This is a genomic window from Paracidovorax anthurii (assembly GCF_003269065.1).
Lineage (GTDB): Bacteria > Pseudomonadota > Gammaproteobacteria > Burkholderiales > Burkholderiaceae_C > Paracidovorax > Paracidovorax anthurii.
The window spans coordinates 83,685-105,939 of the sequence record NZ_QLTA01000006.1 but is presented as its reverse complement, the minus strand read 5'-3'; the positions used below and the strand labels follow the sequence as shown (position 1 = coordinate 105,939).

Genomic DNA, 22,255 nt, shown 5'->3' with positions numbered 1-22,255 from the left:
CACCTTCTGGCCCGACCGCGCCGCCGTGCGCCCACTGCCCCTCCGATGCCCCGCCTCACCCTCCAAAGCAAAGCCTTCCTCGCGCTGAGCATTCTTCTGGCCGTACTGCTCGTGATCTTCGTGGGGTTCTCCCGACTGGGCCTGCAGCGCGGGCTGGGGCCGTACGTGGCCGAAATCGAACTCGGCCGGCTCGACTGGCTGGCGGCGCGGCTGGAGCGCATGTACGTGCTGCACGGCGGCTGGCAAACCCTGCGCACCCAGCCCGGACTGTGGCGCCAGATGCACCGGCCCGGCGACATGCCCCCGCCCCCCCGCATGCCCGACGGCAGCCGCATCCCGCGCAGCGCCGATGACGCGGAGGGCCGCCCCGCCCCGCGCGGCTGGCCGGGCAGCACGGACGGCACGGGCCCCTCGGCGGACCTGCCGGACCGCAACGCCCCGCCGCCCGCCTACCGCCCGCCCCCGCCCGAGCCCACGGGCCATGCCCTCTCGCAGCGCCTGGGCCTCGTCGATGCGGACCAGAACCTCGTGGCGGGCACGCGGCCGCTCGACGGCGCCGCGCGCCGCCTGCTGCGCGGCCCCAAGGGCGAGGCCATCGGCCAGCTCGTGCTCTCGCCGCCCGTCGGCGTGGATTCCGAGGCCGACCGCGCCTTCCTGCGCCAGCAGCTCGTGTTCGTCGCCTGGACCGGCGCCGCCGGCCTGGCGCTCGCGCTGTGGCTCTCCTGGTGGCTGGCGCGGCGCTGGCTGGCGCCCATCGGCGCGCTGGTGGACGGCGCGCGCGGCGTGGCCGCAGGACGGCTCGACACGCGCGTGGCGGTGCAGGGCGACGACGAACTGGCCCGGCTCGCGCGCACCTTCAACGACATGGCCGAGCAGCTCGGCGGCATGGAGGCCTCGCGCCGCCAGTGGATCGGCGACGTGGCGCACGAGCTGCGCACCCCGCTGGCCGCCATGCGCGCCGAGATCGAGGCCGTGCAGGACGGCGTGCGCCCCTTCGACGACAAGACCGCGCTGCGCCTGCACCGGCAGGTGATGCGCCTGATCCAGCTCGTGGGCGACCTGCGCGCGAGCCTGGACTCCGCCGGCGGCGGCATGCCCTCGGCGCTGGTGCCCGTGCTGCCGCTCGGCCTGCTGGCCGAGGCGATCGCCTCCATGCAGCCCCGCTTCGACAAGGCCGAGATCGCGGTGGACGCCCCGGCGCTGGAGCCGGCCGCGGGCGGCCACCCGCCGCCGGTGGTGCGCGGCGATGCGCCGCAGCTGCACCGCGTGTTCCTCAACCTGCTGGAAAACAGCCTGCGCTACACCGATGCCGGCGGCCGGCTGAGCATCGCCGCGCGCACCGTGCGCGCGGACGGCGGCGCGCAGCTCGTGCTGCAGTGGGACGACACCGCCCCCGGCGTGGCGCCCCACGAACTGGCGCGCGTCTTCGACCGGCTCTACCGCGCCGAAGCCTCCCGCACCCGCGCCGAGGGCGACATGGGCGGCTCCGGCCTGGGCCTGGCGATCTGCCGCGCCATCGTGCAGGCGCACGGCGGCCGCATCGCGGCCGAGGCCTCGCCGCTGGGCGGCCTGCGCATCCTCCTCACCCTGCCCCTGCTGGAGAACCCATCCCCATGACCGACGTCCAACGCATCCTCGTGGTCGAGGACGAACCCGACATCGCGGCCATCGTGCTCGACTATCTGCGCCACTCGGGCTTCGAGGCCGAGCACGCGGCCGACGGGCCCACCGCCCTCGCCCGCCTCACCGGCCCCACGCCGCCCGACCTCACGGTGCTCGACATCATGCTGCCGGGCATGGACGGGCTCGAGGTGCTGCGCCAGGCGCGCCGCCACAACGACCGGCCCGTCATCATGCTCACCGCGCGCGTGGAGGAGGTGGACCGCCTCATCGGCCTGGAGCTGGGCGCGGACGACTACATCTGCAAGCCCTTCTCGCCGCGCGAGGTGGTGGCGCGCGTGCGCACCGTGCTGCGCCGCGGCGCGGCCAGCGCCGCCGAGCGCGTGGCCGCCGCCGTGCCCGGCACGCCGCTGGTGATGGACGAGGCGCTCTGGCAGGTCATGCTGCGCGGCACGCCCGTGGCGCTCACCCCGCGCGAATTCCGGCTGCTGCAGGCCATGGCGCGCCAGAGCGGGCGCATCTTCTCGCGCGCCCAGTTGCTGGACATGGCCTACGACGACACCCTGGACGTGAACGAGCGCGCCATCGACAGCCACATCAAGAACCTGCGCCGCAAGCTGCGCGCCGCCGACGGCAGCGACCACGAGTGGATCCGCTCGGTGTACGGCGTGGGCTTCTCGTTCGACCCCCCCGAGAACTGAACCAGCGCGGGAGAGTCCCGCACGCCCGTCCGTGCCACCACTTCGTTTGCTACCATTTAAATAGCAAACAACCCAATGGATACGGCGACATGGAGCCCCTTTGACCCTGAATCGGTCTCAGGAAGGCCCTGAAGCCCCTGCAGGGGGCGCCGGCCGCTCCCGCGCGCCGGCGACGATCGCGTCCGCCAGGGCCTGCATGCCGCGGGCCATCGGCTTGTCCTGGCGCACGACGAGGCCCAGCGAGCGGGCCAGCGCGGGGCGCAGCGGGCGCACCTGCAGGCGCAGCCGGTCCGCGTCGCGCAGGGACATCGCCGGCACGATGCTGTAGCCCAGCCCCGACGCCACCATCTCCTTGATCGCCTCGACGCTGCCCAGCTCCATGACGGGCCGGGGCTTGGGGCCGCCCGCGACGAACCAGGCATCGATCAGCGCGCGTGTGTGGGCGGCGGGCTCGAAGAGCACGAGCGGCGCCTCCTGCCAGTCGCGGGGCCGCACGTGGGTGCGCGGCAGGGCGGCGCCCGGCGGCGCGATGGCGGCGAAGGGGTCCTGCAGCACCGGCCGCACGTACAGCGCGCGGCGGGCCGCCGGCAGGGTGACCAGCGCCATGTCGAGCAGGTTGTGTTCGACCTGCTGCAGGCAGTCGGCCGTGTTGCCCGTGCTCACCACGACCTGCAGCGTGGGATGGAGCTGGCGCAGGCCGCGCAGCACCGCCGGCAGGAAATGCAGGCAGGCCGTGGCCCCCGTGCCCAGGCGCACCGTGCCGGTCACGCCCGCGGCATGGGCCCGCACGGCCTCCGAGGCCGCGCGGACCGCGGCCTGCACGCCCTGGCCGTGGTGCCGCAGCTCCGCCCCCGCGGGCGTCGGGGCGACCCGCTTGCCCACGCGCTCGATCAGGCGCACGCCCAGGCGCCGCTCCAGCTGGCGCACCTGCAGGCTCACCGCCGGCTGGCTCACGCCGAGCCGGTCCGCCGCCGCGGAGAAGCTGCCCGCTTCCAGCACCTGCAGGAAGACTTCCAGTTGGTCCAGGGTCCAGTTCGATGACAAAGGATTCCTTATGCTGATGACAAGACGCACAAGGTTCCCTTATCAGCGGCACGCCGTCAACATCGGCCGCATGACACACGACACACCCCCACTCCTTCCCGTCCGCCCCCGGCTGCGCCCCGTCCCGGCCGGAGACCACCACCTGCCCGCGATCCGCGGCCTCTACGCGCCCTACGTGCTGCACGCGCGCTGCTCCTTCGAGGAAGAGGTGCCCTCGCTCCACGAGATGGGCCAGCGGCTGCAGGCCGTGCGCGCGGCGGGCCTGCCCTGGCTGGTGGTGGAAGAGGACGGCGAGCTGCTGGGCTACGCCTATGCGGTGCGCTACCGGGCGCGCGCGGCCTACCGGGGCACGGTGGAGAACTCCGTCTACGTGGGCGCCGCGCACCAGGGGCGGGGCATCGGCCGGTTGCTGCTCGATGCGGTCATCGACGAGTGCACCCGCGCGGGGTACGAGCAGATGGTGGCCGTCGTGGGCGACAGCGCCAACGCGGGCTCCCTGCGGCTGCACCAGCGCGCCGGCTTCCACGAAGTGGGCGTGCTGCGCGGCGTGGGCCGCAAGTTCGGCGTGGCGCTGGACACCGTGCTGATGCAGCGGGCGCTGTGCCCCGGCCCGGCATGACGGCGCAGCGGCCCGCCCCCGGCTGGCTGGCCCTGCTGTGCGCCACCCGCACGCTGCAGGCCACGGTGGCCACGGCCTGGGCCGGCGTGCTGCCGCAGGTCATGGCGGACTGGCAGCTGTCCGCCGCGCGCGCCGGCATGGTGCAGGGGGCCTGGCACGCGGGCTACCTGGTGTCGCTCTTCGCGGTGGGCTTCATCGCGGACCGCGTGGGGCCCCGGCGCGTGTTTCTCGCGGGCAGCCTGCTCATGGCCCTGGCGGCTTTCGCCTTCGCGCTGGGCCTGCGCGGGCCGCTGTCGGCGGCCCTGCTCTTCGGACTGGCGGGCCTGTGCGCAAGCGCCTGCTACAGCCCCGGCCTGCAGTTGCTGGCGGCGAACGCGCCGCCGCAGGCGCGGGGCCGGGCCATGGGCGCGTTCATCGGCGCCGCGTCGCTGGGCTACGGGCTGTCGCTGGCGCTGGTCGCCGCCACCAGCCACGCGCTGCCCTGGCGCACGGTGCTGCTGGCGATCGCCGGCGTGTGCGCCCTGGGCGCGGTGCTCACCGTGCCCGCGCTGCGCCGCATGCGGCCCGATCCGGCGGCCTGCGGCGCACGGCGCCCGTCGGTGCGCTCCGCGCTCGGCGCCACCCTGCGCGACCGCAAGGCGATGGCCGGCAGCTGGGCCTATGCGGCGCACTGCTGGGAGCTGATGGCGCTGTGGGCCTGGCTGCCGACCTATCTGGCGGTGTCCGCCGCGCAGGGGGGCCTCTCGCCCGCGCAGGGCATCGCGCTGGCGGCCCTGGCGCACCTGGTCAGCGTGGCGGGCAGCCTGGCGGGCGGCAGCCTGTCCGACCGCCTCGGGCGCACCACCGTCATGATGGCGGCCTCCTGCGCGAGCCTGGCCTGCGCCCTCGGCTTCGGCTGGATCGGCGGTGCACCGCTGTGGGCCGTGGCGCTGGCCGGCGCGCTCTACAACCTGCTGGCGATCGCGGATTCGTCGGTGTATTCCACCGCGCTGGCGGACATGGTGCCGCCCGAGCGGCTGGGCGCCGCCTACTCGGTGCGATCGGTGATGGGCTTCGGCGCCGGCGCCGTGAGCCCGATGGCGTTCGGGCTCGCGCTGGACTGGGGACGGGGCCACGCGCCGGCGATGGCCTGGGGACTGGCCTGGAGCACGGTGGCCGCCGGCGCGCTGCTCGGGCCCGGGATGATCCTGCGGCTGCGCCGCCTCACCCGGGGCGCCTGAAGCCGGCGCCGCGCCCCCGTCCATGGCTGCGGATCAGGCCACCGGCATCGCGCCGCCGCCAGGGAAAGCGGCGCAGCCAGGGGGGTGCCTCGCGTCAGCGCCCCACCATGTTGCCGGGCACGACCCACTGGTCGAACTGCTCGCCCGTCACGTGGCCGGAGGCGATCGCGGCCTCGCGCAGCGACGTGCCCTCCTTGTGCGCCTTCTTGGCGATGAAGGCGGCCTTGTCGTAGCCGATGTGGGTGTTGAGCGCCGTCACCAGCATCAGCGAACGCTCCACCAGCTCGCCGATGCGCTCGCGGTTGGGCTCGATGCCCACGGCGCAGTGGTCGTTGAAGCTCACGATGCCGTCGGCCAGCAGGCGCACGCTCTGCAGGAAGTTGTGCGCCACCATGGGGCGGAACACGTTCAGCTCGAAGTTGCCCGAGGCGCCGCCGAAGTTGATCGCCACGTCGTTGCCGAACACCTGCGCGGACAGCATCGTGACGGCCTCGCTCTGCGTGGGGTTCACCTTGCCCGGCATGATCGAAGAGCCCGGCTCGTTCTCGGGAATGGTGAGCTCGCCGATGCCGCTGCGCGGGCCGCTGGCGAGCCAGCGCACGTCGTTGGCGATCTTCATCATGCTGGCCGCCAGGGTCTTGAGCGCGCCGTGCGCGTGCACCAGCGCATCGCAGGAGGCAAGCGACTCGAACTTGTTGGGCGAGGTGACGAAGGGCAGCCCGGTCAGCTCGGCCAGCGCCTTCGCCACGCCCTCGGCATAGCCCTTGGGCGCGTTCAGCCCCGTGCCCACGGCCGTGCCGCCCAGGGCCAGCTCATAGAGGTGCGGCAACGCATCGCGCACGTGCTTCTCGCCGTGCCGCAGCTGCGCCACCCAGCCGGAGATCTCCTGGCCCAGCGTGAGCGGCGTGGCGTCCTGCAGGTGGGTGCGGCCGATCTTCACGATGCCGTCGAATGCCTTCGCCTTGGCCTCCAGCGTGGCGCGCAACTTGCCGATGGCCGGCAGCAGGCGGTGCGTGAGCGCCTCCACCGCCGCCACGTGCATGGCGGTGGGGAACACGTCGTTGCTCGACTGGCTGCGGTTCACGTCGTCGTTGGGGTGCACGAGGCGGCCCTCGCCGCGCTCGCCGCCGAGGATCTCGCTCGCCCGGTTGGCCAGCACCTCGTTCACGTTCATGTTGGTCTGCGTGCCGGAGCCCGTCTGCCACACGACCAGCGGGAACTCGGTGGGGTGCCGGCCGGCGATCACCTCGTCGGCCGCGGCCAGGATGGCTTCGGTCTTCTTCGCGTCCTGCAGGCCCAGCGCGTGGTTCACCGTGGCCGACGCGCGCTTGACCTGGGCCAGCGCCTTGATGATCTCGCGCGGCTGCTGCTCGCCGGAGATGTCGAAGTTCTGCAGCGAGCGCTGCGTCTGGGCGCCCCAGAGCTGGTGGGCCGGCACCTCGATGGGGCCGAAGGTATCGCGTTCGGTACGGGTGGTCATTTCGTCAATTCTGATGGATGGAAAGCAAGCACCGGCAAGGGGGTGCACCCCGGCACCGCCTGGCGCGTCCGGCCATGGCGAACGCTGGCGGCCCGGCGGCCACAGCATACGCCAAACGGAACCATTCTCATTTGTGCACTCCAGGGTTTCCCCGGGGCACGCAGGATCTGTAACCCCTGGATACACTGCCACCACCCGGCCCCGTACCGTACCGCCCGCCACCTCCATGCCAGCCGATCCCGCCCTTGCCGCGTCCGCGTTCATGCCCTCGCGCCATGATCCGCTGGTGGTCGCGGCCTCCTTCGCCATCGCGGTGCTGGCCAGCTACGTCACGCTCGATCTGGCGCGGCGCGTGCACGCGTCGCGCCGCCAGGTGGGCGCCATCTGGTGGGCGGCGGGGTCGCTGGTGATGGGCACGGGCATCTGGACCATGCACTTCCTGGGCATGCAGGCCTTCGAGCTGCCCATCGCGCTGGGTTTCACCGGGGGCCTCACGCTGCTGTCCTGGACGGCGGCCGTGGCCGCCTCCGGCGTGGCGCTGGGCCTCGCGAGCCTGCCCCGGGTGCGGCCCTGGCACCTGCTGCTCGGCGCGGCGGCCATGGGCGCAGGCATCAGCGGCATGCACTACATCGGCATGCACGCCCTGGTGATGTCGCTCGACATCGTGTGGAACCGCCCGCTGGTGGTGCTGTCCGTGGCCGTGGCCTTCCTGGCGTCGGCCGCGGCCCTGTCCCTGTTCCAGTGGCTGCTGCGCGTGGGCGCGCGGCGCCGGCTGCCGCGCCAGGTGGCCGCCGCGCTGGCGATGGGCCTGGCCATCTGCGGCATGCACTACACCGGCATGGCGGCGGCCTCCTTTCCCGAGGGCTCGGTGTGCCTGAGCGCCGACGGCCTGGGCGGCACCGGCCTCACCGCGATGGTGCTGATGTCCACCGGCATGCTGCTGCTGGGCACGCTCTTCACCGCCCTGCTCGATGCCCGGCTGCAGAACACCGCGCGCCGGCTCAATGCGTCGCTGCAGGAAAGCAATGCCCAGCTCCAGTCGGCCAATGCCGCGCTCCAGAAGCAGGCCTTCGCCGATCCGCTCACGGGCCTGCCCAACCGCCTGCTCTTCGAGGACCGGCTCGCGCACGCCCTGCTGCGGCTCGACCGCACGCTGCTGCGCCGCGCGGGCACGCGGCTCGCCGTGATGTTCGTGGACCTCGACGGGTTCAAGCCCATCAACGACTCCTTCGGCCATGCCGCGGGCGATGCCATCCTGCGCAGCGCCGCGGCGCGGCTGAGGGCCGCGGCCCGCCAGAGCGACACGGTCGCGCGCGTGGGCGGCGACGAATTCCTGCTGCTGCTCGAAGAGGTCAACGACCCGGCCGACTGCATCGCCGCGGCCCACCGGCTGCTGGCCTCCCTCGGCGAGCCGTTCGAAGTGGCGGGCAAGAGCGTGCAGATCACCGGCTCCATCGGCATCGTCGTGCACCCCGACCACGGCGAGCGCGACAAGCTCGTGGCCAATGCCGACGCCGCCATGTATGCCGCCAAGCGCGCGGGAGGCAACGGATTCGCGCTGTTCGAGTCGCACATGGATTCGGACGCCACCGAGCAGCTCGAACTGCAGAACGACCTGCGCCACGCCATCGCCCGGGGCGAACTCGCGCTGCACTACCAGCCCAAGATCGACGGCCTGCGCGGCCGCATCAACGGCGTGGAGGCGCTGCTGCGCTGGCAGCACGCGCAGCGCGGCATGGTCAGCCCGGCGGTCTTCATCCCGCTGGCCGAGCGCTTCGGCCTCATCGCCCAGCTCGGCAACTGGGTGATCGAGGAGGCGTGCCGCCAGATGGCCTCCTGGACGCATGCCGGCCTGCACATGCGCGTGGCCATCAACCTGTCGGTCTATCAACTGCGGGAAAGCGGCCTGGCCGAGCGCATCCGCCAGGCGCTCGCGCACCATGGCGTGCCGGCCTCGCACCTGCTGTGCGAGATCACCGAATCCGTCGCCATGGAGGACACGCGCGCCACCCAGCGCACCTTCGAGGAACTCGGCCGCATCGGCGTGTTCCTCTCGATCGACGACTTCGGCACCGGCTACTCCAGCCTCAACTACCTGCGGCAGCTCCCGGCGCAGCAGCTCAAGATCGACCGCAGCTTCGTGCGCGACCTGGAGGACGAAGAGGACGCGCGCGCCGTGGTCGATGCGGTCGTGCGGCTGGCCCATGCGCTGGGGCTGCGCGTGGTGGCCGAGGGCGTCGAGACCTCCGGGCAGCGCGACATCCTGCTGGCGATGCGCTGCGACGAGCTGCAGGGCTTCTTCTTCGCCCGCCCCATGCCGGCGGACACGCTGCTGGCCTGGGCCCTGGGCGACAAGCCGGAAGGATCGGCCGACTTCACCCCCTCGGTGGTGGGCTCGCTGGAAGACATGATGCCGCCCCCGGCGGCATCCGCCTGACGGGCGGCACCCACGCACGGGCCACCGCGCCGCCGCGCCACTCCCGCCGGGGCTCGGCGCGATAATTGCCGCCGTCAGCTCCATAACTACGATACCCCCACCATGACCACGACCATCCGGTACCACGACCTCGTGGAATCCATTGCCGCGTCCCTGCAGTACATCAGCTACTACCACCCCACCGACTACATCGCCCACCTGGCCCGCGCCTACGAGCGCGAGCAGAGCCCGGCGGCCCGGGACGCGATGGCCCAGATCCTCACCAACAGCAAGATGAGCGCCACCGGCCAGCGCCCCATCTGCCAGGACACCGGCATCGTCAACGTCTTCCTCAAGATCGGCATGGACGTGCGCTGGGAGGGCTTTCCGGCCGGCCTGGGCCTGGAGGACGCGGTCAACGAGGGCGTGCGCCGCGGCTACAACCACCCCGACAACACCCTGCGCGCGAGCGTGGTGGCCGATCCGCTGTTCGCCCGCAAGAACACCCGGGACAACACGCCGGCCGTGATCTTCACGCAGATCGTGCCGGGCGGCACGGTGGACATCACCGTCGCGGCCAAGGGCGGCGGCAGCGAGAACAAGTCCAAGATGGTCATGATGAACCCCAGCGACAACCTCGTGGACTGGGTGCTCAAGACCGTGCCCACCATGGGCGCCGGCTGGTGCCCGCCGGGCATGCTGGGCATCGGCATCGGCGGCACCGCCGAGAAGGCCGTGCTGCTGGCCAAGGAGAGCCTCATGGACGACCTGGACATGTACGAGCTGCAGGACAAGAGCCGGCGCGGCGAGAAGCTCGACCCGGTCGAGGAGCTGCGCCTGGAGCTCTACGAGAAGGTCAACGCCCTGGGCATCGGCGCGCAGGGCCTGGGCGGCCTCACCACCGTGCTGGACGTCAAGATCAAGATGTACCCCACGCACGCCGCCTCCAAGCCCGTGGCCATGATCCCCAACTGCGCGGCCACGCGCCATGCGCACTTCGTGATGGACGGCTCCGGCCCCGTGTACCTGGAAGCCCCCTCGCTCGACCTCTGGCCGAAGATCGACTGGGCGCCCGACTACAACAAGAGCCGGCGCGTCAACCTCGACACCCTAACGCGCGAGGAAGTCGCGGGCTGGAAGCCCGGCGACACGCTGCTGCTCAACGGCAAGATGCTCACCGGCCGCGATGCCGCGCACAAGCGCATCCAGGACATGCTGGCCCGGGGCGAGCCGCTGCCGGTCGATTTCACCCACCGCGTCATCTACTACGTCGGCCCGGTCGATCCGGTCAAGGACGAGGCCGTGGGCCCCGCCGGCCCCACCACCGCCACGCGCATGGACAAATTCACCGACATGATGCTGGCCCAAACCGGCCTGATCGCCATGATCGGCAAGTCCGAGCGCGGCCCGGTCGCCATCGAGGCGATCAAGAAGCACCAGTCGGCCTACCTGATGGCCGTGGGCGGCGCCGCCTACCTCGTCAGCAAGGCCATCAAGAAGGCCCGGGTGGTGGGCTTCAAGGACCTGGGCATGGAGGCCATCTACGAATTCGACGTCGTGGACATGCCCGTCACCGTGGCCGTGGACGCGGGCGGCACCAGCGCCCACATCACCGGCCCGGCCGAATGGCAGAAACGCATCGCCACGGGCGAGTTCAAGGCCATCGACCTCGTGGCCGCCTGAGTCGGCCTCCCGCACGACCACCACCGCGCGCGCCATGCCCATGCCCTCATTGACCGATCCTGCCTCGCCCATCGGCGTCTTCGACAGCGGCATCGGGGGCCTGAGCGTGCTGCGCGCGCTGCGCGCCGCCCTGCCCCGGGAGCGCTTCGTGTACCTCGCCGACAGCGCCCATGCGCCGTATGGCGAGCGCGGCGACGCCTACGTGGCCAGCCGCACCCATGCCATCGCCCGCCACCTGCGGCAGGCCCATGGCATCAAGGCCCTGGTCGTGGCCTGCAATACCGCGACCGCGGCGGCCATCCACGACGTGCGCGGCCAGTACCCGGAGCTGCCCCTGGTGGGCGTGGAGCCGGCCCTCAAGCCGGCCGTGGCGCTCACGCGCACCGGGCGCGTGGGCGTGATCGGCACCCGTGGCACGCTCACCAGCGCCAAGTTCCGCCGGCTGCATGAATCCCTCCAGGGGCAGGCGGAATTCGTGGTCCAGCCCTGCGACGGCCTGGCCTACGCCATCGAATGCAGCACCGCCGACACCCTCGGCGATGCGCCATCCGCTACAAAAATAAGAGCACTCTGCGCAGATTACACGGCGACCATGGGCCGATTCGGCCAGGAACCGGGCGACATCGACACCCTGGTGCTCGGCTGCACGCACTACGTCTTCGCCGAAGCCGAATTGCGGTCGCTGATCGGCCCGGGCGTGCAACTGGTGGAGACGGGGGAGCCGGTGGCCCGGCAGACCCGGCGCCTGCTCGATGCCGCGGGCCTGCAGGCCCCGGACGGGCCCGGCGCGGGCACGGTGCGGCTGTTCACCACCGGCGATCTGGCGCCGCTGCAGGCGGCCGCCGGGCGCTGGCTGGACCTGCCGCCGCAGGCCTGCGGCACGGTGTCGGTCCCGATGGAAGAAGCGGCCTGCCCCCCGGCTCTGCCCACGCTCCCGGCCCTGGCCCCCTGATCGAGCGAGCGCCCGCCCTGCGCGCTTCAGGCGCTCTCCGACCCCCCAACCGCCACAGGGGGCGGTTTCATCACCTCAACCCCGCCAGAGCGGCTCGCCCCCCAGCTCCAGGTGGGTGAGGTACACACGGGTATCGAACTCGTACTGGTGATAGCGCGGCTCCATGGTTTCACAGAGCTGGTAGAACGCCTTGCCGTGGTCCTTCTCGCGCAGATGGGCCAGCTCGTGCACCACGATCATGCGCAGGAACTCCTCGGGCACCTGCTTGAACATCGAGGCCACACGGATCTCGTGGCGCGCCGCAAGACGCCCGCCCTGCACGCGCGAGGACGCCGTGTGCAGCCCCAGGGCATGCCGCATCACGTGGATCTTGCTGTCGAACGCCACCTTGTTCACCGGCGCCGCATTGCGCAGGTGGCGCGCCCTCAGTTCGGCGGCATAGCGGTAGAGGGCCTTGTCATCGCGCACCGCGTGCGCCTGGGGATAACGGCGCAGCAGGGTCGTGCCCAGCTGCGCAGCGGACGCCAGCGCCCCCACCTGCGCGCACAGCGCCTCGGGGTAGCCCCGCAGATAGGGCAGATCGGTGGTGGATGCCGGCATCGGAGCCGCCTGCGGCCGCACGCGGGCCGGGGTGGGGCCGCCCGTCAATTCAATGCAGGTGCCGGGGCCGCCGGCCGCCGCCATGGCCGCCGGAACCGGAGCCGCCCGCGCCGCGCGGGGGCTTGCCGATCTCCAGCGAGTTCACCAGGGCGTCGAAGCGCTGGGAGAAGAGCTTGTCGATCTCGGCCACCACGCCGCTGAGCTCCGCGCCGTCGAAGTGGCGCTCCATCATGTGGACCACGTCCTGCACCAGCAGATCGCGCTGCACCTGCATGATGGCCGCAGGCGTGGGCCCGACGAACAGCATCACGAAATCGTCGCGCGCCTCGGTGCCGTCGTCTTCTTCCTCTTCGTCGAACTCGGTGTCGTAGAACGTCACCTCGATGGCGGCGCCCTGCTCGGACAGCTCGTTCAGGCTCATGCACATCTCGTCGAGCGACTGGCGGAAATCCTCGTCGCCATGCACGGTCCAGCAGATGTTCAGCACGTGCTCCTTCGCATCGAACTGGATGCCCGGCTCTTCCTCGTAGGTACTGGCGGCGCCATCCGCGAGGGAGCGGGCACCCGCGTACTTCCAGAGGGGTTTCAGGGCGTCCTGCAGCTGCTCGAAGGTGGTGTCGGCACGCAATTGCACCTGGCCGTGGACGTGGATTTCAAAAGGAGCGTTGTAACTTGACATGATCGAATCGTTAGTGGTGCCCCGAGCCGGGATCGAACCGGCACGCCCCTTCGCAGGAAGCGGCGGATTTTAAGTCCGCAGTGTCTACCAATTTCACCATCGGGGCGCCGGCCGTGGGGCCCGGGTGTCTGCATCGCAGCGTAACCCCGGACATTGGCCCGCGCAATGCCCGCCCTGCCTCGCAGCGGACACGCAGGCCTCGCCTGCACAGCAATAAAAAAGGGAAGCCGCAGCTTCCCTTTCATCGAACGGAGTGGGAATGACCAGTGGTTCCCGGCGTGGTTCTGATTGCGAAAGGCTCCTCAGCCCTTCACACAGAAAACATCGATTATGTACCAATTTCCCGTGACCGGCATCCGTGGAAATACGGCCATCCCGAGGGCCGGCCGGCCCTCCGGGGCCCTCAGGCCTCCTCGTAGGCGATCGTGAAATCGCTGTCTGCCGCACCGAGCCGGATCTGGCGGATGGACTTCGATTCGACGGAACTCTGCAGGAAGCGCATCGCCAAGCGTGGCAGCAGATTCTGCGTGATGATGCCGTCCACCATCCGCGCGCCGGACTCCACCTCGGTGCAGCGCTGCCGGATGAGCTGGATGGCGGCATCGTCGAACTCGAACGCCGCGCCGTGGCGCTCGGCGATCCGGGTCTGGATGCGCTGCAGCTGCAGGCGGATGATCTGCTCCAGCATGGCGTCCGAGATGGGGTAGTACGGCACCACCACCAGCCGGCCCAGCAGCGCGGCCGGAAACTTCTCCAGCAGCGGCGGGCGCACCGCCTTCGCCAGCGCCTCGGGCCCCGGCACGAGTTCGGGATCGCGGCACATGCCCGCGATCAGGTCCGAACCCACGTTGGACGTGAGGATGATCACGGTGTTCTTGAAGTCGATGTAGCGCCCCTCCCCGTCCTCCATCCAGCCCTTGTCGAACACCTGGAAGAAAAGCTCGTGGACGTCGGGGTGGGCCTTCTCGATCTCGTCGAGCAGCACCACGCTGTAGGGACGGCGGCGCACGGCCTCCGTCAACACGCCGCCCTCGCCATAGCCCACATAGCCCGGAGGCGCGCCCTTGAGCGTGGAGACCGTGTGCGCCTCCTGGTATTCGCTCATGTTGATGGTGATGAGGTTCTGCTCGCCGCCGTACAGCGCCTCGGCCAGCGACAGCGCCGTCTCGGTCTTGCCCACGCCCGAGGGGCCTGCCAGCATGAATACGCCGATCGGCTTGCCCGGGTTGTCCAGCTGCGCGCGCGCCGTCTGGATGCGGCGCGTGATGGCGTCCAGGCCATGGCGCTGGCCGATCACCCGCTTCTCCAGCGTGTCCGCCAGCGACAGCACCGACTGCACCTCGTCGCGCACCATGCGGCCGACGGGAATGCCCGTCCACTCCGCCACCACGGCGGCCACCACGCTCGCATCGACCACGGGCTGCAGCAGCGGGTCCTCGCCCTGCAGGCCCGCCAGTTCATCGCGCAAGGCGCCCAGGGCCTGCGAGGAGACGGCCGGTGCACCGGCGGCACCCGCTACGGGCGCCTCGGCGGCGGGCGGCGTGGCCGGCGCCTGCGGGGCGTCGTCCGCGGCGGCCCCGCGCTGCTTCAGCAGCCCGGCCTCCGCGTCCACGATCTGCTGCACCAGCGCCTTTTCGCGATCGAAGCGCTCCCGCAGCGTGGCCTGCTCGGCTTCGAGCCGCGCGATCGATTCCACGATGGTGTCGAAGCGGCCGGCATCGCCCACGCCCAGGTCCAGCTCGCGCTGCACGATACCCTTCTCCACCTGGAGGGCTTCGAGCTGGCGCACCACGGACTCCAGGCGCGCGGGGGTCGCGTGCAGGCCCAGGGCCACCCGCGAGCAGGCCGTGTCGAGCAGGCTCACGGCCTTGTCGGGCAGCTGCCGCGACGGGATGTAGCGGTGCGACAGGGTCACCGCGGCCGCGACCGCGTCCTCGCCGATGCGCACCTTGTGGTGGGACTCCAGCTTGGCGGCCACGCCACGCAGCATGTGCACGGCCTTGGGCTCGTCCGGCTCGTGGATCTGCACGAGCTGGAAGCGCCGCGTGAGCGCGGGGTCTTTCTCGATGTACTTCTTGTACTCGGCCCAGGTGGTCGCGCCGATGGTGCGGAGCACGCCGCGCGCGAGCGCCGGCTTGAGCAGGTTGGCCGCATCGCCCGTTCCGGCCTGCCCGCCCGCGCCGACCAGCGTGTGCACCTCGTCGATGAACAGCACGATCGGCACCGTACTGGCCTGCACTTCGTCGAGCAGCGCCCGCAGGCGGTTCTCGAACTCGCCCTTCATGCTGGCCCCCGCCTGCAGCAGGCCGATGTCCACCACCCGCAGCTGCACGTCCTTGAGCGGCGGCGGCACGTCGCCCGCGGCGATGCGCAGCGCGAGCCCCTCCACCACGGCTGTCTTGCCCACGCCGGCCTCGCCGACCAGGATGGGATTGTTCTGCCGGCGCCGCATGAGGATGTCCACCATCTGGCGCACCTCTTCGTCGCGCCCGGTGACGGGGTCCAGCTCCTGCAGGCGCGCCCGCTCGGTGAGATCGACCGTGTAGCGCTGCAGCGCCTCGCCGCGCCCCGCGGTGGGCGCCGTGGCGCCGCTCGCCTCGCCGGGGACGCCCCCCACGCCGGAGCCGTCCGCGGCCCGCAGGCGGGATTCGGGGGAATCCGGCAGCAGGCGCCCGAAGGTATCGCTCAGTGCGGGCTCGCCCAGCTTGCCCAATTCCGGCGAGATCGCCCGCAGCTCGTTGGCCAGGGCCCGCGTGCGCAGCATGCCCGACAGCCAGTACGCGCTGCGGATCTGCGATTCGCCATACATCAGCGTGGCATAGACCCAGCCGCGCTCGATCGAGGTCTCGATCTGCGCCGAGAAGTCGCTGATGGAGGTGGCTCCGCGCGGCAGGCGGTCCAGGCTCTGCAGCACGTCGGCGGACAACCGGTCGGCATCGATGCCGAAATGGCGCAGCAGCCGGATCAGGTCGGAATCGGTCTCCTGCAGCAACTGGTGCAGCCAGTGCACCAGTTCCACATACGGATTTCCGCGCAGCTTGCAGAACACCGTCGCGCTCTCGAGCGACTTGAAGAGCAGAGGATTGAGCTTGCCGAAAAGGGCTTGCCGGCTGATTTCAGACATGGGACCTCGTTGATGGATGCGGGGTTCTGGACAATGGAAACGAAAGGAACGGCGGCACTCAGGCCGCAGCGGCGGCGGCCGGGCGGGCCCTCTGCCGGCGCAGTGCCAGCCACTGCTCGGCATCGAGCCGGAAGTCATCGGGATCGCGCTGCGCCGGGCCATTGAAGGACCAGGTGGTCCAGCCCAGCCGCACGGCCCCGCCGAGCTGGCAGGGCGGAACGTCCTCGCGGCGCAGGACCAGCTCGAAATCCCAGGCGAACTCGATGCCGACGTAGTTGCGGACCCAGTCTACGAGTGCCTGGAAATCGGGGCCTCCGGGCAGGAAGCGTTCGTACTGCGCGAGCGGCAAGGGGCCGATGCGCAGCCGGAACTTGCCCTGCGCATCCGGCACGCGGCTGCCCACCACGGTATCGAGGCCCAGGCGGGCATTGCGCGGCACCCGAGACAGCGCGGTCTGCTGGTCGGGGTCCAGCACGAGGTAGTGCAGCGTGAACTCGATGAGCTCCACCGGCACCTGGAAATACAGGCGGATCGCGGACGTCAGGCCTTCCGGGTTGCGCGTCCACCGCGTGAGATGCCCGGCCACGTACTGCTTGGCATGCTCCGGCACATCGTCGCGGCCCCGCTGGGTGCGCTCGCCGTAGCCAATCAGGCTGCGCATGTGGCGGCCGAAGGAGTCGTCCTCCGGCCGGTCGAGCGATGTGGTCGGCTGCGGGTCGGACCATGCCCGGAAGAACAGCATGAGCAGCCGGTGGTGGAAGACGTCCGAAAAGCGCGCCAGCGTCGGATCGTCGTACTGGCGCAGGCGCTCGCGCACGTATTCGGTCAGGTGCGTGGGCATGGGCCCGTTCGGCCCGTAGAGGCCGAAATTCCAGACCATCATCCGCTCGGGCTGGCCAGCCACTGCCGGCAGGATCTCCGCGATGGTGGCCGGCGCGAAAGCCAGCGAGGGGTCCTGCCCCAGCCGCAGCGGCTCGTCCCGAGGCCGCAGGGCCTTGCCGAAGCGCGGATGCGCCCGGTCGCGCGCCTGGAGCATGCGCAAGGCAAAGAACAGGTCGAACTGGTGCGGGTCCCGGCGCAGGCGCTGCCAGAACAGGGCAGCGTCCACGCCTGCCCGCGGCGCGGCCTGCTCAGGCGCACCGGCATCGTCCGCACGGGAGACAGCGCTGGGCGGCAGGCGGTCGCTCATGTGCTGGGCCTCTGGCCGGGCCGCACGCGCCAGCGCGCGATCGCCCCGCGTTGGCGCGAGCGCAGCGACAGCTCGGTGAAGCTGTTCACGCCCACGTGGCGCGCCAGGAAACGCTCCAGCACCGCCACCAGCGGCCAGGGGCTCACGCCGGCCAGGGGCCCTTCGTCCACGCCCACCGTCACGCCGACGCCGCGCCCGTACACCAGCTGGCCATGCTGCGGCAGACGGCGCGTGATGGGGGCGATGTCCATCGACCGGATGGCCGCGATCTGGCCGGAGAGATCCCGGTCTCCAAGGTCCAGGTAGAGCCTGAGCAGGTCGCGCAGCGTGGCCGCCCCTTCCTCCTCGGAGAGATCGGTCATCGCCAGGTAATTGATGGACAGGTGCGATATCAGGCGCCAGGTGATCTCGTTCTCGGCGATGCTGGACGTCGGCCGCGTCGGGCCCGCGACCGTGCGCACCGCATCCACGGGCGCGGACTCCACGAGCGTGAAATCGCCCTGTTCGTCCCGCCCGCCCATGAGCAGCGGCAGATCGCGGTTGGTGCACAGCGTGCGCACGCTGAGCTGCTTCAGGTCGTCGGAGAACGGGGCCTCGCGCTGGTCGACCAAGGAGATGAAAACCTCGCTGCCGAGATACTGCGTGCGAGGCCCGAAGCGCGCCGCATGCTCGGAGAACAGCCGGGGCTCCCGCCGCATGGCGAAATACGCCTGATCCCCGGCACGGATGCCGTGAATGGACGCGAAGAGAGGCAGGAACTCCTGGTCCTTGAGCCGCCCCTCGCGATGCCCCGTCACCCCCAGCACGCTGTAGACCTCGAAATCGCGGGGCCGGGTCCGATCGGGCACCACGTGGTATTCGTGCACACCCGTGGACACATGAATGCGGTCGGCGGCGCGCTCGAACAGATTGATGGCGGGCACGCAATGCAGCAGAAACTTGTTGCGGTCCACCTGTGCTTCGAGCTGGGGCTGGGCACGCCGCAGCAGCAGGGTGATCGCCACCTGCGCCCCCTGCACGCGGGCCAGGGCCTCCTGCAGCCCCCGGATGGAAAAGAACCGGAACCGCGCGGGAAAGGCGAAATACTCGTGCAGCAGGCGATGCCCCTGAAAGCTGCGATGGGTATAGGGCAGGAGCGCCTGCGACTGCTCATAGCCCTCGGCATGCACCGCGTCGGCGGGCAGGTGGGCCCAGACACGCGAGGCATCCTGCGCATCGTGGATGACCACCCCGATCACCGACTCGTGGATCAGCTCCTGCAAGTGCGAGGCCACCGTGTCGGACGCGGAGATGTGCAGATCGAGCCGGTCCATGCGCAAATGGCACCACTGCGCCGCGCCGCGCGTCGCCAGCGTGAAGCGCAGATGGCCGGCGGCCTCTTCCGCGAGGCCCAGGCGCGACAGCGGCAGGTCGAGCGGCGGCCCGCCCAGGCGGGCCTGCGCGAGATCGATGGGCCACAGCGTGATGGGGTGCCCCGTCCGGAAATCGCAGGGCGTCTGGTTGTCGGCCGTCTTGCGGGCACGGATCACGCTCCCGGCTTCCAGCGTGTAGCCGTCCTGCAGGCTGCCCTCGCTGTCGCTGGGCTCCATCTGCACGACCACCATCGAGGGCGTGGGTGCCAGATAGTGGGGGCACACCATCTCCAGGATGCGCTGGGACAGGCGCGGGAACTCCGCGTCCATCTTCATCTGGATGCGTGCCGTCAGAAAGCTGAAGCCCTCCAGCAGCCGCTCCACATAGGGATCGGCCACCTCCAACTCCCGCAGCGAAAGCCGTCCCGCGATCTTGGGAAACGCCGCCGCGAACTCGGCCCCCAGCTCGCGCAGGTAACTCAGCTCCCGGTTGTAATACTCGACCAGCCGCGGGTTCATGTCTCAAGGGCTCCCGGCCGCGTACCCGCGGCGATCACACGGGGCCGGCAAAGGCACCCAACGGAGAAAATCATCATCGCTGGTCCGACACCACGACCTGGCCCGTCTCCAGGTCCATGCTGGTCTTGAGCAGCAGTTCGAGCGGATAAGGAGACGACCAGAACTGGCACCGGATCTCGAACTGCAGGGTGTTGTGGTGGCTGAACAGCTTGCTGGACGGCGCCAGCGCCACGGACAGGGTCCGCGGCAGGATGCGGGGCTCATGCAGCAGGATCGCCTTCAGGATCGCGGCCTCCACGTCTTTCCAGTCAAGCTCGGACAGCAATTGCCCCGCGAGCGGCTTCATGCCGAAATTGAGCACCGAGCGCTCCGCTTGGGGCAAGCCATCGAAATCGATGTGCGACGATGCGTCGGACGCATTCAAGAGCCAGTTGAGATCCCGCAGCAGCGCCTGGCGCAGCCGGGGCTCGGTCACGTACACCGCATCCGCCCGCTCGGTGCGCCGGGATGGTTCATGATCGGTCAGACGGTCCAGCAACGCAGGCTGCAGACGGTCCTTGCCGTGCCCGTAGTTCTCCTTGCTCTGCGTTGCCATACGTCGGCTGCCCCGATCACACCGAGAACTTCACGCGCCGCGCATCCAGCAGCGCGACATCGGCACGGTCGGTGATCCAGACCCGCTGGCCCAGGCCATACGCCTGCTCATCGCCCAGGTCCCGCCATTCCGTGCCGCGCGCCAGACGGATCTCGTCCCGCTCGACACACTCGGAGCCAGGGTAGCGGGTCGGGATGAAGCCATGCATCACCCCGCCATTGAGCAGGGTGACCTCGCAGGCCGACCACACCAGATCCCGCAGATCCTGCGGTTTCTCGAAACTGATCTGCGACACGCTCGCGAACGGCACCCAGTAGTAACTGCCGTTGGCGTACAGCTCGCAGACGGGCCCCAGCCGGGCATCCGAGTCGGCGAGCCACTCGAACGCATCCCCGTCGAGCTCGCCCGCCGATGCGGGGGCCTGCTCGAACGCAGCGGCCCGCAGGTCGGCCGCCTGTTGCGCCTGGCCGTTGGCCAGGCACTGCAAGGCCTCCACCAGCCACCCAAGCCACTCGGGGGGCTGCCCGAGGATGTTGGGCGTGCGCTTGCCTGCGAACACGTCGCGCCGCGCGACTTCGCAGAGGATCACCTCGCGGTAGGCCCGGGCCATCGTCTCGGCCTTGCGGTCCAGCCGTGCGCAGATCTGCAGCTGATCCAGCGCCTTCTGCCACTCCCCATGCACCGCCAGCATCTGGAAATAGAACACCCGCAGCGTGGAGTCCTCCGGCTTTCCCCGGATGGCATCTTTGAGGTCGGCCAACTGGCGATCCAGCGGGCGCTTGAAATCGAAATTCATGGAATGGATGCGGTGGTCCGCAGAATCGTTATGGTGCGCACGCAGCGGCGATGCGCCGCTGCGTGCTCGGAGAGCGAGCCACGGGGCAGGCGCCCTGCCACGCCGCCCGCCTCTCCATCGGCGCGGCGGATGACTCCGCCCGCGCCAGGCCGATCAGTTTCCGGCCTGCTTCACGGACGGCAGCTTCGACACCAGTCGCAGCGACACGGTCAGGCCTTCGAGCTGGTAGTGCGGCCGCAGGAAGAACTTGGAGGTGTAGTAGCCCGGGTTGCCCTCCACCTCTTCCACCTGCACCTCGGCCGCCGCCAGGGGCTTGCGAGCCTTGGTTTCCTGCGAGGAGTTGGCGGGATCGCCATCCACGTAGTTCATGATCCAGTCGTTCAGCCAGAGCTGCATGTCGGAACGCTCCTTGAACGATCCGATCTTGTCGCGCACGATGCACTTGAGGTAGTGCGCGAAGCGGCAGCACGCGAACATGTAGGGCAGGCGCGCCGACAGGTTGGCATTGGCGGTGGCATCGGAGTCGTAGTACTCCGCAGGCTTGTGCAGCGACTGCGCGCCGATGAACGCGGCAACGTCGGAGTTCTTGCGGTGGACCAGCGGCATGAACCCGTTCTTGGCCAGTTCGGCCTCGCGCCGGTCGCTGATGGCGATCTCGGTCGGGCACTTCATGTCCACGCCGCCGTCATCCGTGGGGAACGTGTGGGCGGGAAGATTGTCCACCGCGCCACCCGACTCCACCCCGCGGATGGACGTGCACCAGCCGTAATACTTGAAGGAACGGTTGATGTTCACGGCCATCGCATAGGCCGAATTGGCCCAGCAGTACTTGCTGTGGTCGCCGCTCTCGGTTTCCTCTTCGAAATCGAATTCATCCACCGGATTGGTCTTGGCGCCATAGGGCAGGCGGGCCAGGAACCTGGGCATCGCCAGGCCGATGTACTTGGAGTCGTCGGAATCGCGCAGGCTGCGCCAGGCCGCGTACTCGGTATTGGTGAAGATCTTGGTCAGATCGCGTGGGTTGGCCAGCTCCTGCCAGGAGTCCATCTGCATCATCGCGGGAGAGGCGCCGGCGATGAACGGGCAGTGCGCGGCCGCGGAAACCTTGGCCATCTCGCCCAGCAGCTCCACGTCTGGCGGGCTGTGATCGAAGTGGTAATCGCCCACCAGGCAGCCGAACGGCTCGCCGCCGAACTGGCCGTATTCCTCTTCGTAGACTTTCTTGAAGATGGGGCTCTGGTCCCAGCCCACGCCCTTGTAGCGGCGCATGTTCCGGTGCAGCTCCTTCTTGGAGATGTTCATCACGCGGATCTTGAGCATCTCATCCACCTCGGTGTTGTGCACGAGGTGATGCAGGCCACGCCACGCGCCTTCCAGTTGCTGGAACTCGCTGTGGTGGATGATCAGGTTGATCTGCTCGGACAGCTTGCGGTCGATCTCCGCGATGATGGCCTGGACCGTTTGGTAGGCATCGTCCGACAGCGTGGCCGAGGCCGCCAGGGCCTGCTGGGCCAGCGTCTGCACGGCGGCTTCCACCGCCTCGCGGGCCTGATCCGTCTTGGGCTTGAATTCCTTTTGCAGCAACGCGGTGAATTCGTTGCCTTCCAGCACCTGCGTGCCTTGTGCCGCGTCCAGGGATGTGGTCGTGTTCATGGCGCGGTCCTTT

General features: G+C 70.2%; 17 protein-coding genes and 1 tRNA gene. 7 read left to right on the top strand and 11 right to left on the bottom strand.

All coding sequences use genetic code 11. The features are described 5' to 3' along the window. Positions 1-45 precede the first annotated feature (45 nt). Together AX018_RS04990 and AX018_RS04985 are read left to right on the top strand one after the other, a co-directional pair. Complete coding sequence (locus AX018_RS04990) at positions 46-1,617, top strand: ATP-binding protein (RefSeq protein ID WP_111876199.1); 1,572 nt, start codon at positions 46-48, stop codon at positions 1,615-1,617. After that, a complete protein-coding gene (locus AX018_RS04985; RefSeq protein WP_111876198.1) occupies positions 1,614-2,321 on the top strand; it encodes a response regulator in 708 nt (235 codons plus the stop codon). The genes AX018_RS04990 and AX018_RS04985 overlap by 4 nt, the downstream gene beginning before the upstream one ends. 117 nt (positions 2,322-2,438) lie before the next feature. Here AX018_RS04985 and AX018_RS04980 read toward each other — a convergent pair whose 3' ends face one another. Continuing rightward, positions 2,439-3,365 (bottom strand): LysR family transcriptional regulator, encoded by a 927-nt coding sequence (locus AX018_RS04980; RefSeq protein WP_211322367.1) that lies wholly within the window; start codon positions 3,363-3,365, stop codon positions 2,439-2,441. A gap of 70 nt (positions 3,366-3,435) precedes the next feature. Between AX018_RS04980 and AX018_RS04975 the strand changes: the two genes are divergently transcribed. Continuing rightward, the gene (locus AX018_RS04975) at positions 3,436-3,984 is read left to right on the top strand and encodes a GNAT family N-acetyltransferase (RefSeq protein WP_111876197.1); all 549 of its coding nucleotides are present in this window, start codon (positions 3,436-3,438) and stop codon (positions 3,982-3,984) included. After that, positions 3,966-5,204, top strand: a complete 1,239-nt coding sequence (locus AX018_RS04970; protein ID WP_245951436.1) for an MFS transporter — start codon at positions 3,966-3,968, stop codon at positions 5,202-5,204. Before AX018_RS04975 ends, AX018_RS04970 begins: the two co-directional genes overlap by 19 nt. Positions 5,205-5,298: 94 nt before the next feature. On the opposite strand, the gene fumC is transcribed toward AX018_RS04970, so the two are convergent. Next, positions 5,299-6,684 (bottom strand): class II fumarate hydratase, encoded by a 1,386-nt coding sequence (fumC, locus tag AX018_RS04965; protein ID WP_111876195.1) that lies wholly within the window; start codon positions 6,682-6,684, stop codon positions 5,299-5,301. Between the two features lie 226 nt (positions 6,685-6,910). On the opposite strand from fumC, the gene AX018_RS04960 reads away from it, so the two are divergent. The 3 genes from AX018_RS04960 to murI all read left to right on the top strand — a co-directional run bounded on the left by AX018_RS04960 (position 6,911) and on the right by murI (position 11,735). Continuing rightward, on the top strand, positions 6,911-9,121 hold the full coding sequence (locus tag AX018_RS04960) for a putative bifunctional diguanylate cyclase/phosphodiesterase (protein ID WP_245951435.1): 2,211 nt from the start codon (positions 6,911-6,913) through the stop codon (positions 9,119-9,121). A 102-nt stretch (positions 9,122-9,223) separates the two neighbouring features. Beyond that, positions 9,224-10,783: a fumarate hydratase gene (locus AX018_RS04955; RefSeq protein WP_111876194.1), complete on the top strand. Its 1,560-nt coding sequence runs from the start codon at positions 9,224-9,226 to the stop codon at positions 10,781-10,783. A 40-nt stretch (positions 10,784-10,823) separates the two neighbouring features. Continuing rightward, the gene (murI, locus tag AX018_RS04950) at positions 10,824-11,735 is read left to right on the top strand and encodes a glutamate racemase (protein ID WP_111876193.1); all 912 of its coding nucleotides are present in this window, start codon (positions 10,824-10,826) and stop codon (positions 11,733-11,735) included. 75 nt (positions 11,736-11,810) lie between these two features. Here murI and AX018_RS04945 read toward each other — a convergent pair whose 3' ends face one another. The 9 genes from AX018_RS04945 to tssC form a co-directional block, all read right to left on the bottom strand. Then, a complete protein-coding gene (locus AX018_RS04945) occupies positions 11,811-12,335 on the bottom strand; it encodes a M48 metallopeptidase family protein (RefSeq protein ID WP_111876235.1) in 525 nt (174 codons plus the stop codon). A gap of 49 nt (positions 12,336-12,384) precedes the next feature. Then, complete coding sequence (locus AX018_RS04940) at positions 12,385-13,014, bottom strand: DUF6806 family protein (RefSeq protein ID WP_111876192.1); 630 nt, start codon at positions 13,012-13,014, stop codon at positions 12,385-12,387. A 14-nt stretch (positions 13,015-13,028) separates the two neighbouring features. Then, a tRNA-Leu gene (locus tag AX018_RS04935) sits at positions 13,029-13,120 on the bottom strand. A gap of 297 nt (positions 13,121-13,417) precedes the next feature. Beyond that, positions 13,418-16,138 carry a type VI secretion system ATPase TssH gene (gene tssH / locus AX018_RS04930; RefSeq protein WP_111876191.1) on the bottom strand — a complete coding sequence of 907 codons (2,721 nt, stop codon included), beginning with the start codon at positions 16,136-16,138 and terminating at the stop codon, positions 13,418-13,420. Between the two features lie 58 nt (positions 16,139-16,196). Next, positions 16,197-17,327, bottom strand: a complete 1,131-nt coding sequence (gene tssG / locus AX018_RS04925) for a type VI secretion system baseplate subunit TssG (protein WP_211322366.1) — start codon at positions 17,325-17,327, stop codon at positions 16,197-16,199. Continuing rightward, positions 17,324-19,198: a type VI secretion system baseplate subunit TssF gene (tssF, locus tag AX018_RS04920; protein ID WP_111876190.1), complete on the bottom strand. Its 1,875-nt coding sequence runs from the start codon at positions 19,196-19,198 to the stop codon at positions 17,324-17,326. The genes tssG and tssF overlap by 4 nt, the downstream gene beginning before the upstream one ends. Before the next feature lie 73 nt (positions 19,199-19,271). Beyond that, the gene (tssE, locus tag AX018_RS04915) at positions 19,272-19,793 is read right to left on the bottom strand and encodes a type VI secretion system baseplate subunit TssE (RefSeq protein ID WP_111876189.1); all 522 of its coding nucleotides are present in this window, start codon (positions 19,791-19,793) and stop codon (positions 19,272-19,274) included. 16 nt (positions 19,794-19,809) lie between these two features. Continuing rightward, positions 19,810-20,589, bottom strand: coding sequence for a type VI secretion system accessory protein TagJ (locus AX018_RS04910; protein ID WP_111876188.1), 780 nt, complete (start codon positions 20,587-20,589; stop codon positions 19,810-19,812). A gap of 153 nt (positions 20,590-20,742) precedes the next feature. Beyond that, on the bottom strand, positions 20,743-22,242 hold the full coding sequence (tssC, locus tag AX018_RS04905; protein WP_111876187.1) for a type VI secretion system contractile sheath large subunit: 1,500 nt from the start codon (positions 22,240-22,242) through the stop codon (positions 20,743-20,745). Between the last annotated feature and the right edge of the window lie 13 nt (positions 22,243-22,255).

Coding starts and splice junctions, on each gene's coding strand:
- tssF (WP_111876190.1), bottom strand. CDS start 19,198: ATGAACCCGCGGCTGGTCGAGTATTACAACCGGGAGCTGAGTTACCTG.
- tssH (WP_111876191.1), bottom strand. CDS start 16,138: ATGTCTGAAATCAGCCGGCAAGCCCTTTTCGGCAAGCTCAATCCTCTG.
- AX018_RS04960 (WP_245951435.1), top strand. CDS start 6,911: ATGCCAGCCGATCCCGCCCTTGCCGCGTCCGCGTTCATGCCCTCGCGC.
- AX018_RS04910 (WP_111876188.1), bottom strand. CDS start 20,589: ATGAATTTCGATTTCAAGCGCCCGCTGGATCGCCAGTTGGCCGACCTC.
- AX018_RS04945 (WP_111876235.1), bottom strand. CDS start 12,335: ATGCCGGCATCCACCACCGATCTGCCCTATCTGCGGGGCTACCCCGAG.
- tssG (WP_211322366.1), bottom strand. CDS start 17,327: ATGAGCGACCGCCTGCCGCCCAGCGCTGTCTCCCGTGCGGACGATGCC.
- murI (WP_111876193.1), top strand. CDS start 10,824: ATGCCCTCATTGACCGATCCTGCCTCGCCCATCGGCGTCTTCGACAGC.
- AX018_RS04940 (WP_111876192.1), bottom strand. CDS start 13,014: ATGTCAAGTTACAACGCTCCTTTTGAAATCCACGTCCACGGCCAGGTG.
- AX018_RS04955 (WP_111876194.1), top strand. CDS start 9,224: ATGACCACGACCATCCGGTACCACGACCTCGTGGAATCCATTGCCGCG.
- AX018_RS04985 (WP_111876198.1), top strand. CDS start 1,614: ATGACCGACGTCCAACGCATCCTCGTGGTCGAGGACGAACCCGACATC.
- tssC (WP_111876187.1), bottom strand. CDS start 22,242: ATGAACACGACCACATCCCTGGACGCGGCACAAGGCACGCAGGTGCTG.
- AX018_RS04990 (WP_111876199.1), top strand. CDS start 46: ATGCCCCGCCTCACCCTCCAAAGCAAAGCCTTCCTCGCGCTGAGCATT.
- tssE (WP_111876189.1), bottom strand. CDS start 19,793: ATGGCAACGCAGAGCAAGGAGAACTACGGGCACGGCAAGGACCGTCTG.
- fumC (WP_111876195.1), bottom strand. CDS start 6,684: ATGACCACCCGTACCGAACGCGATACCTTCGGCCCCATCGAGGTGCCG.
- AX018_RS04975 (WP_111876197.1), top strand. CDS start 3,436: ATGACACACGACACACCCCCACTCCTTCCCGTCCGCCCCCGGCTGCGC.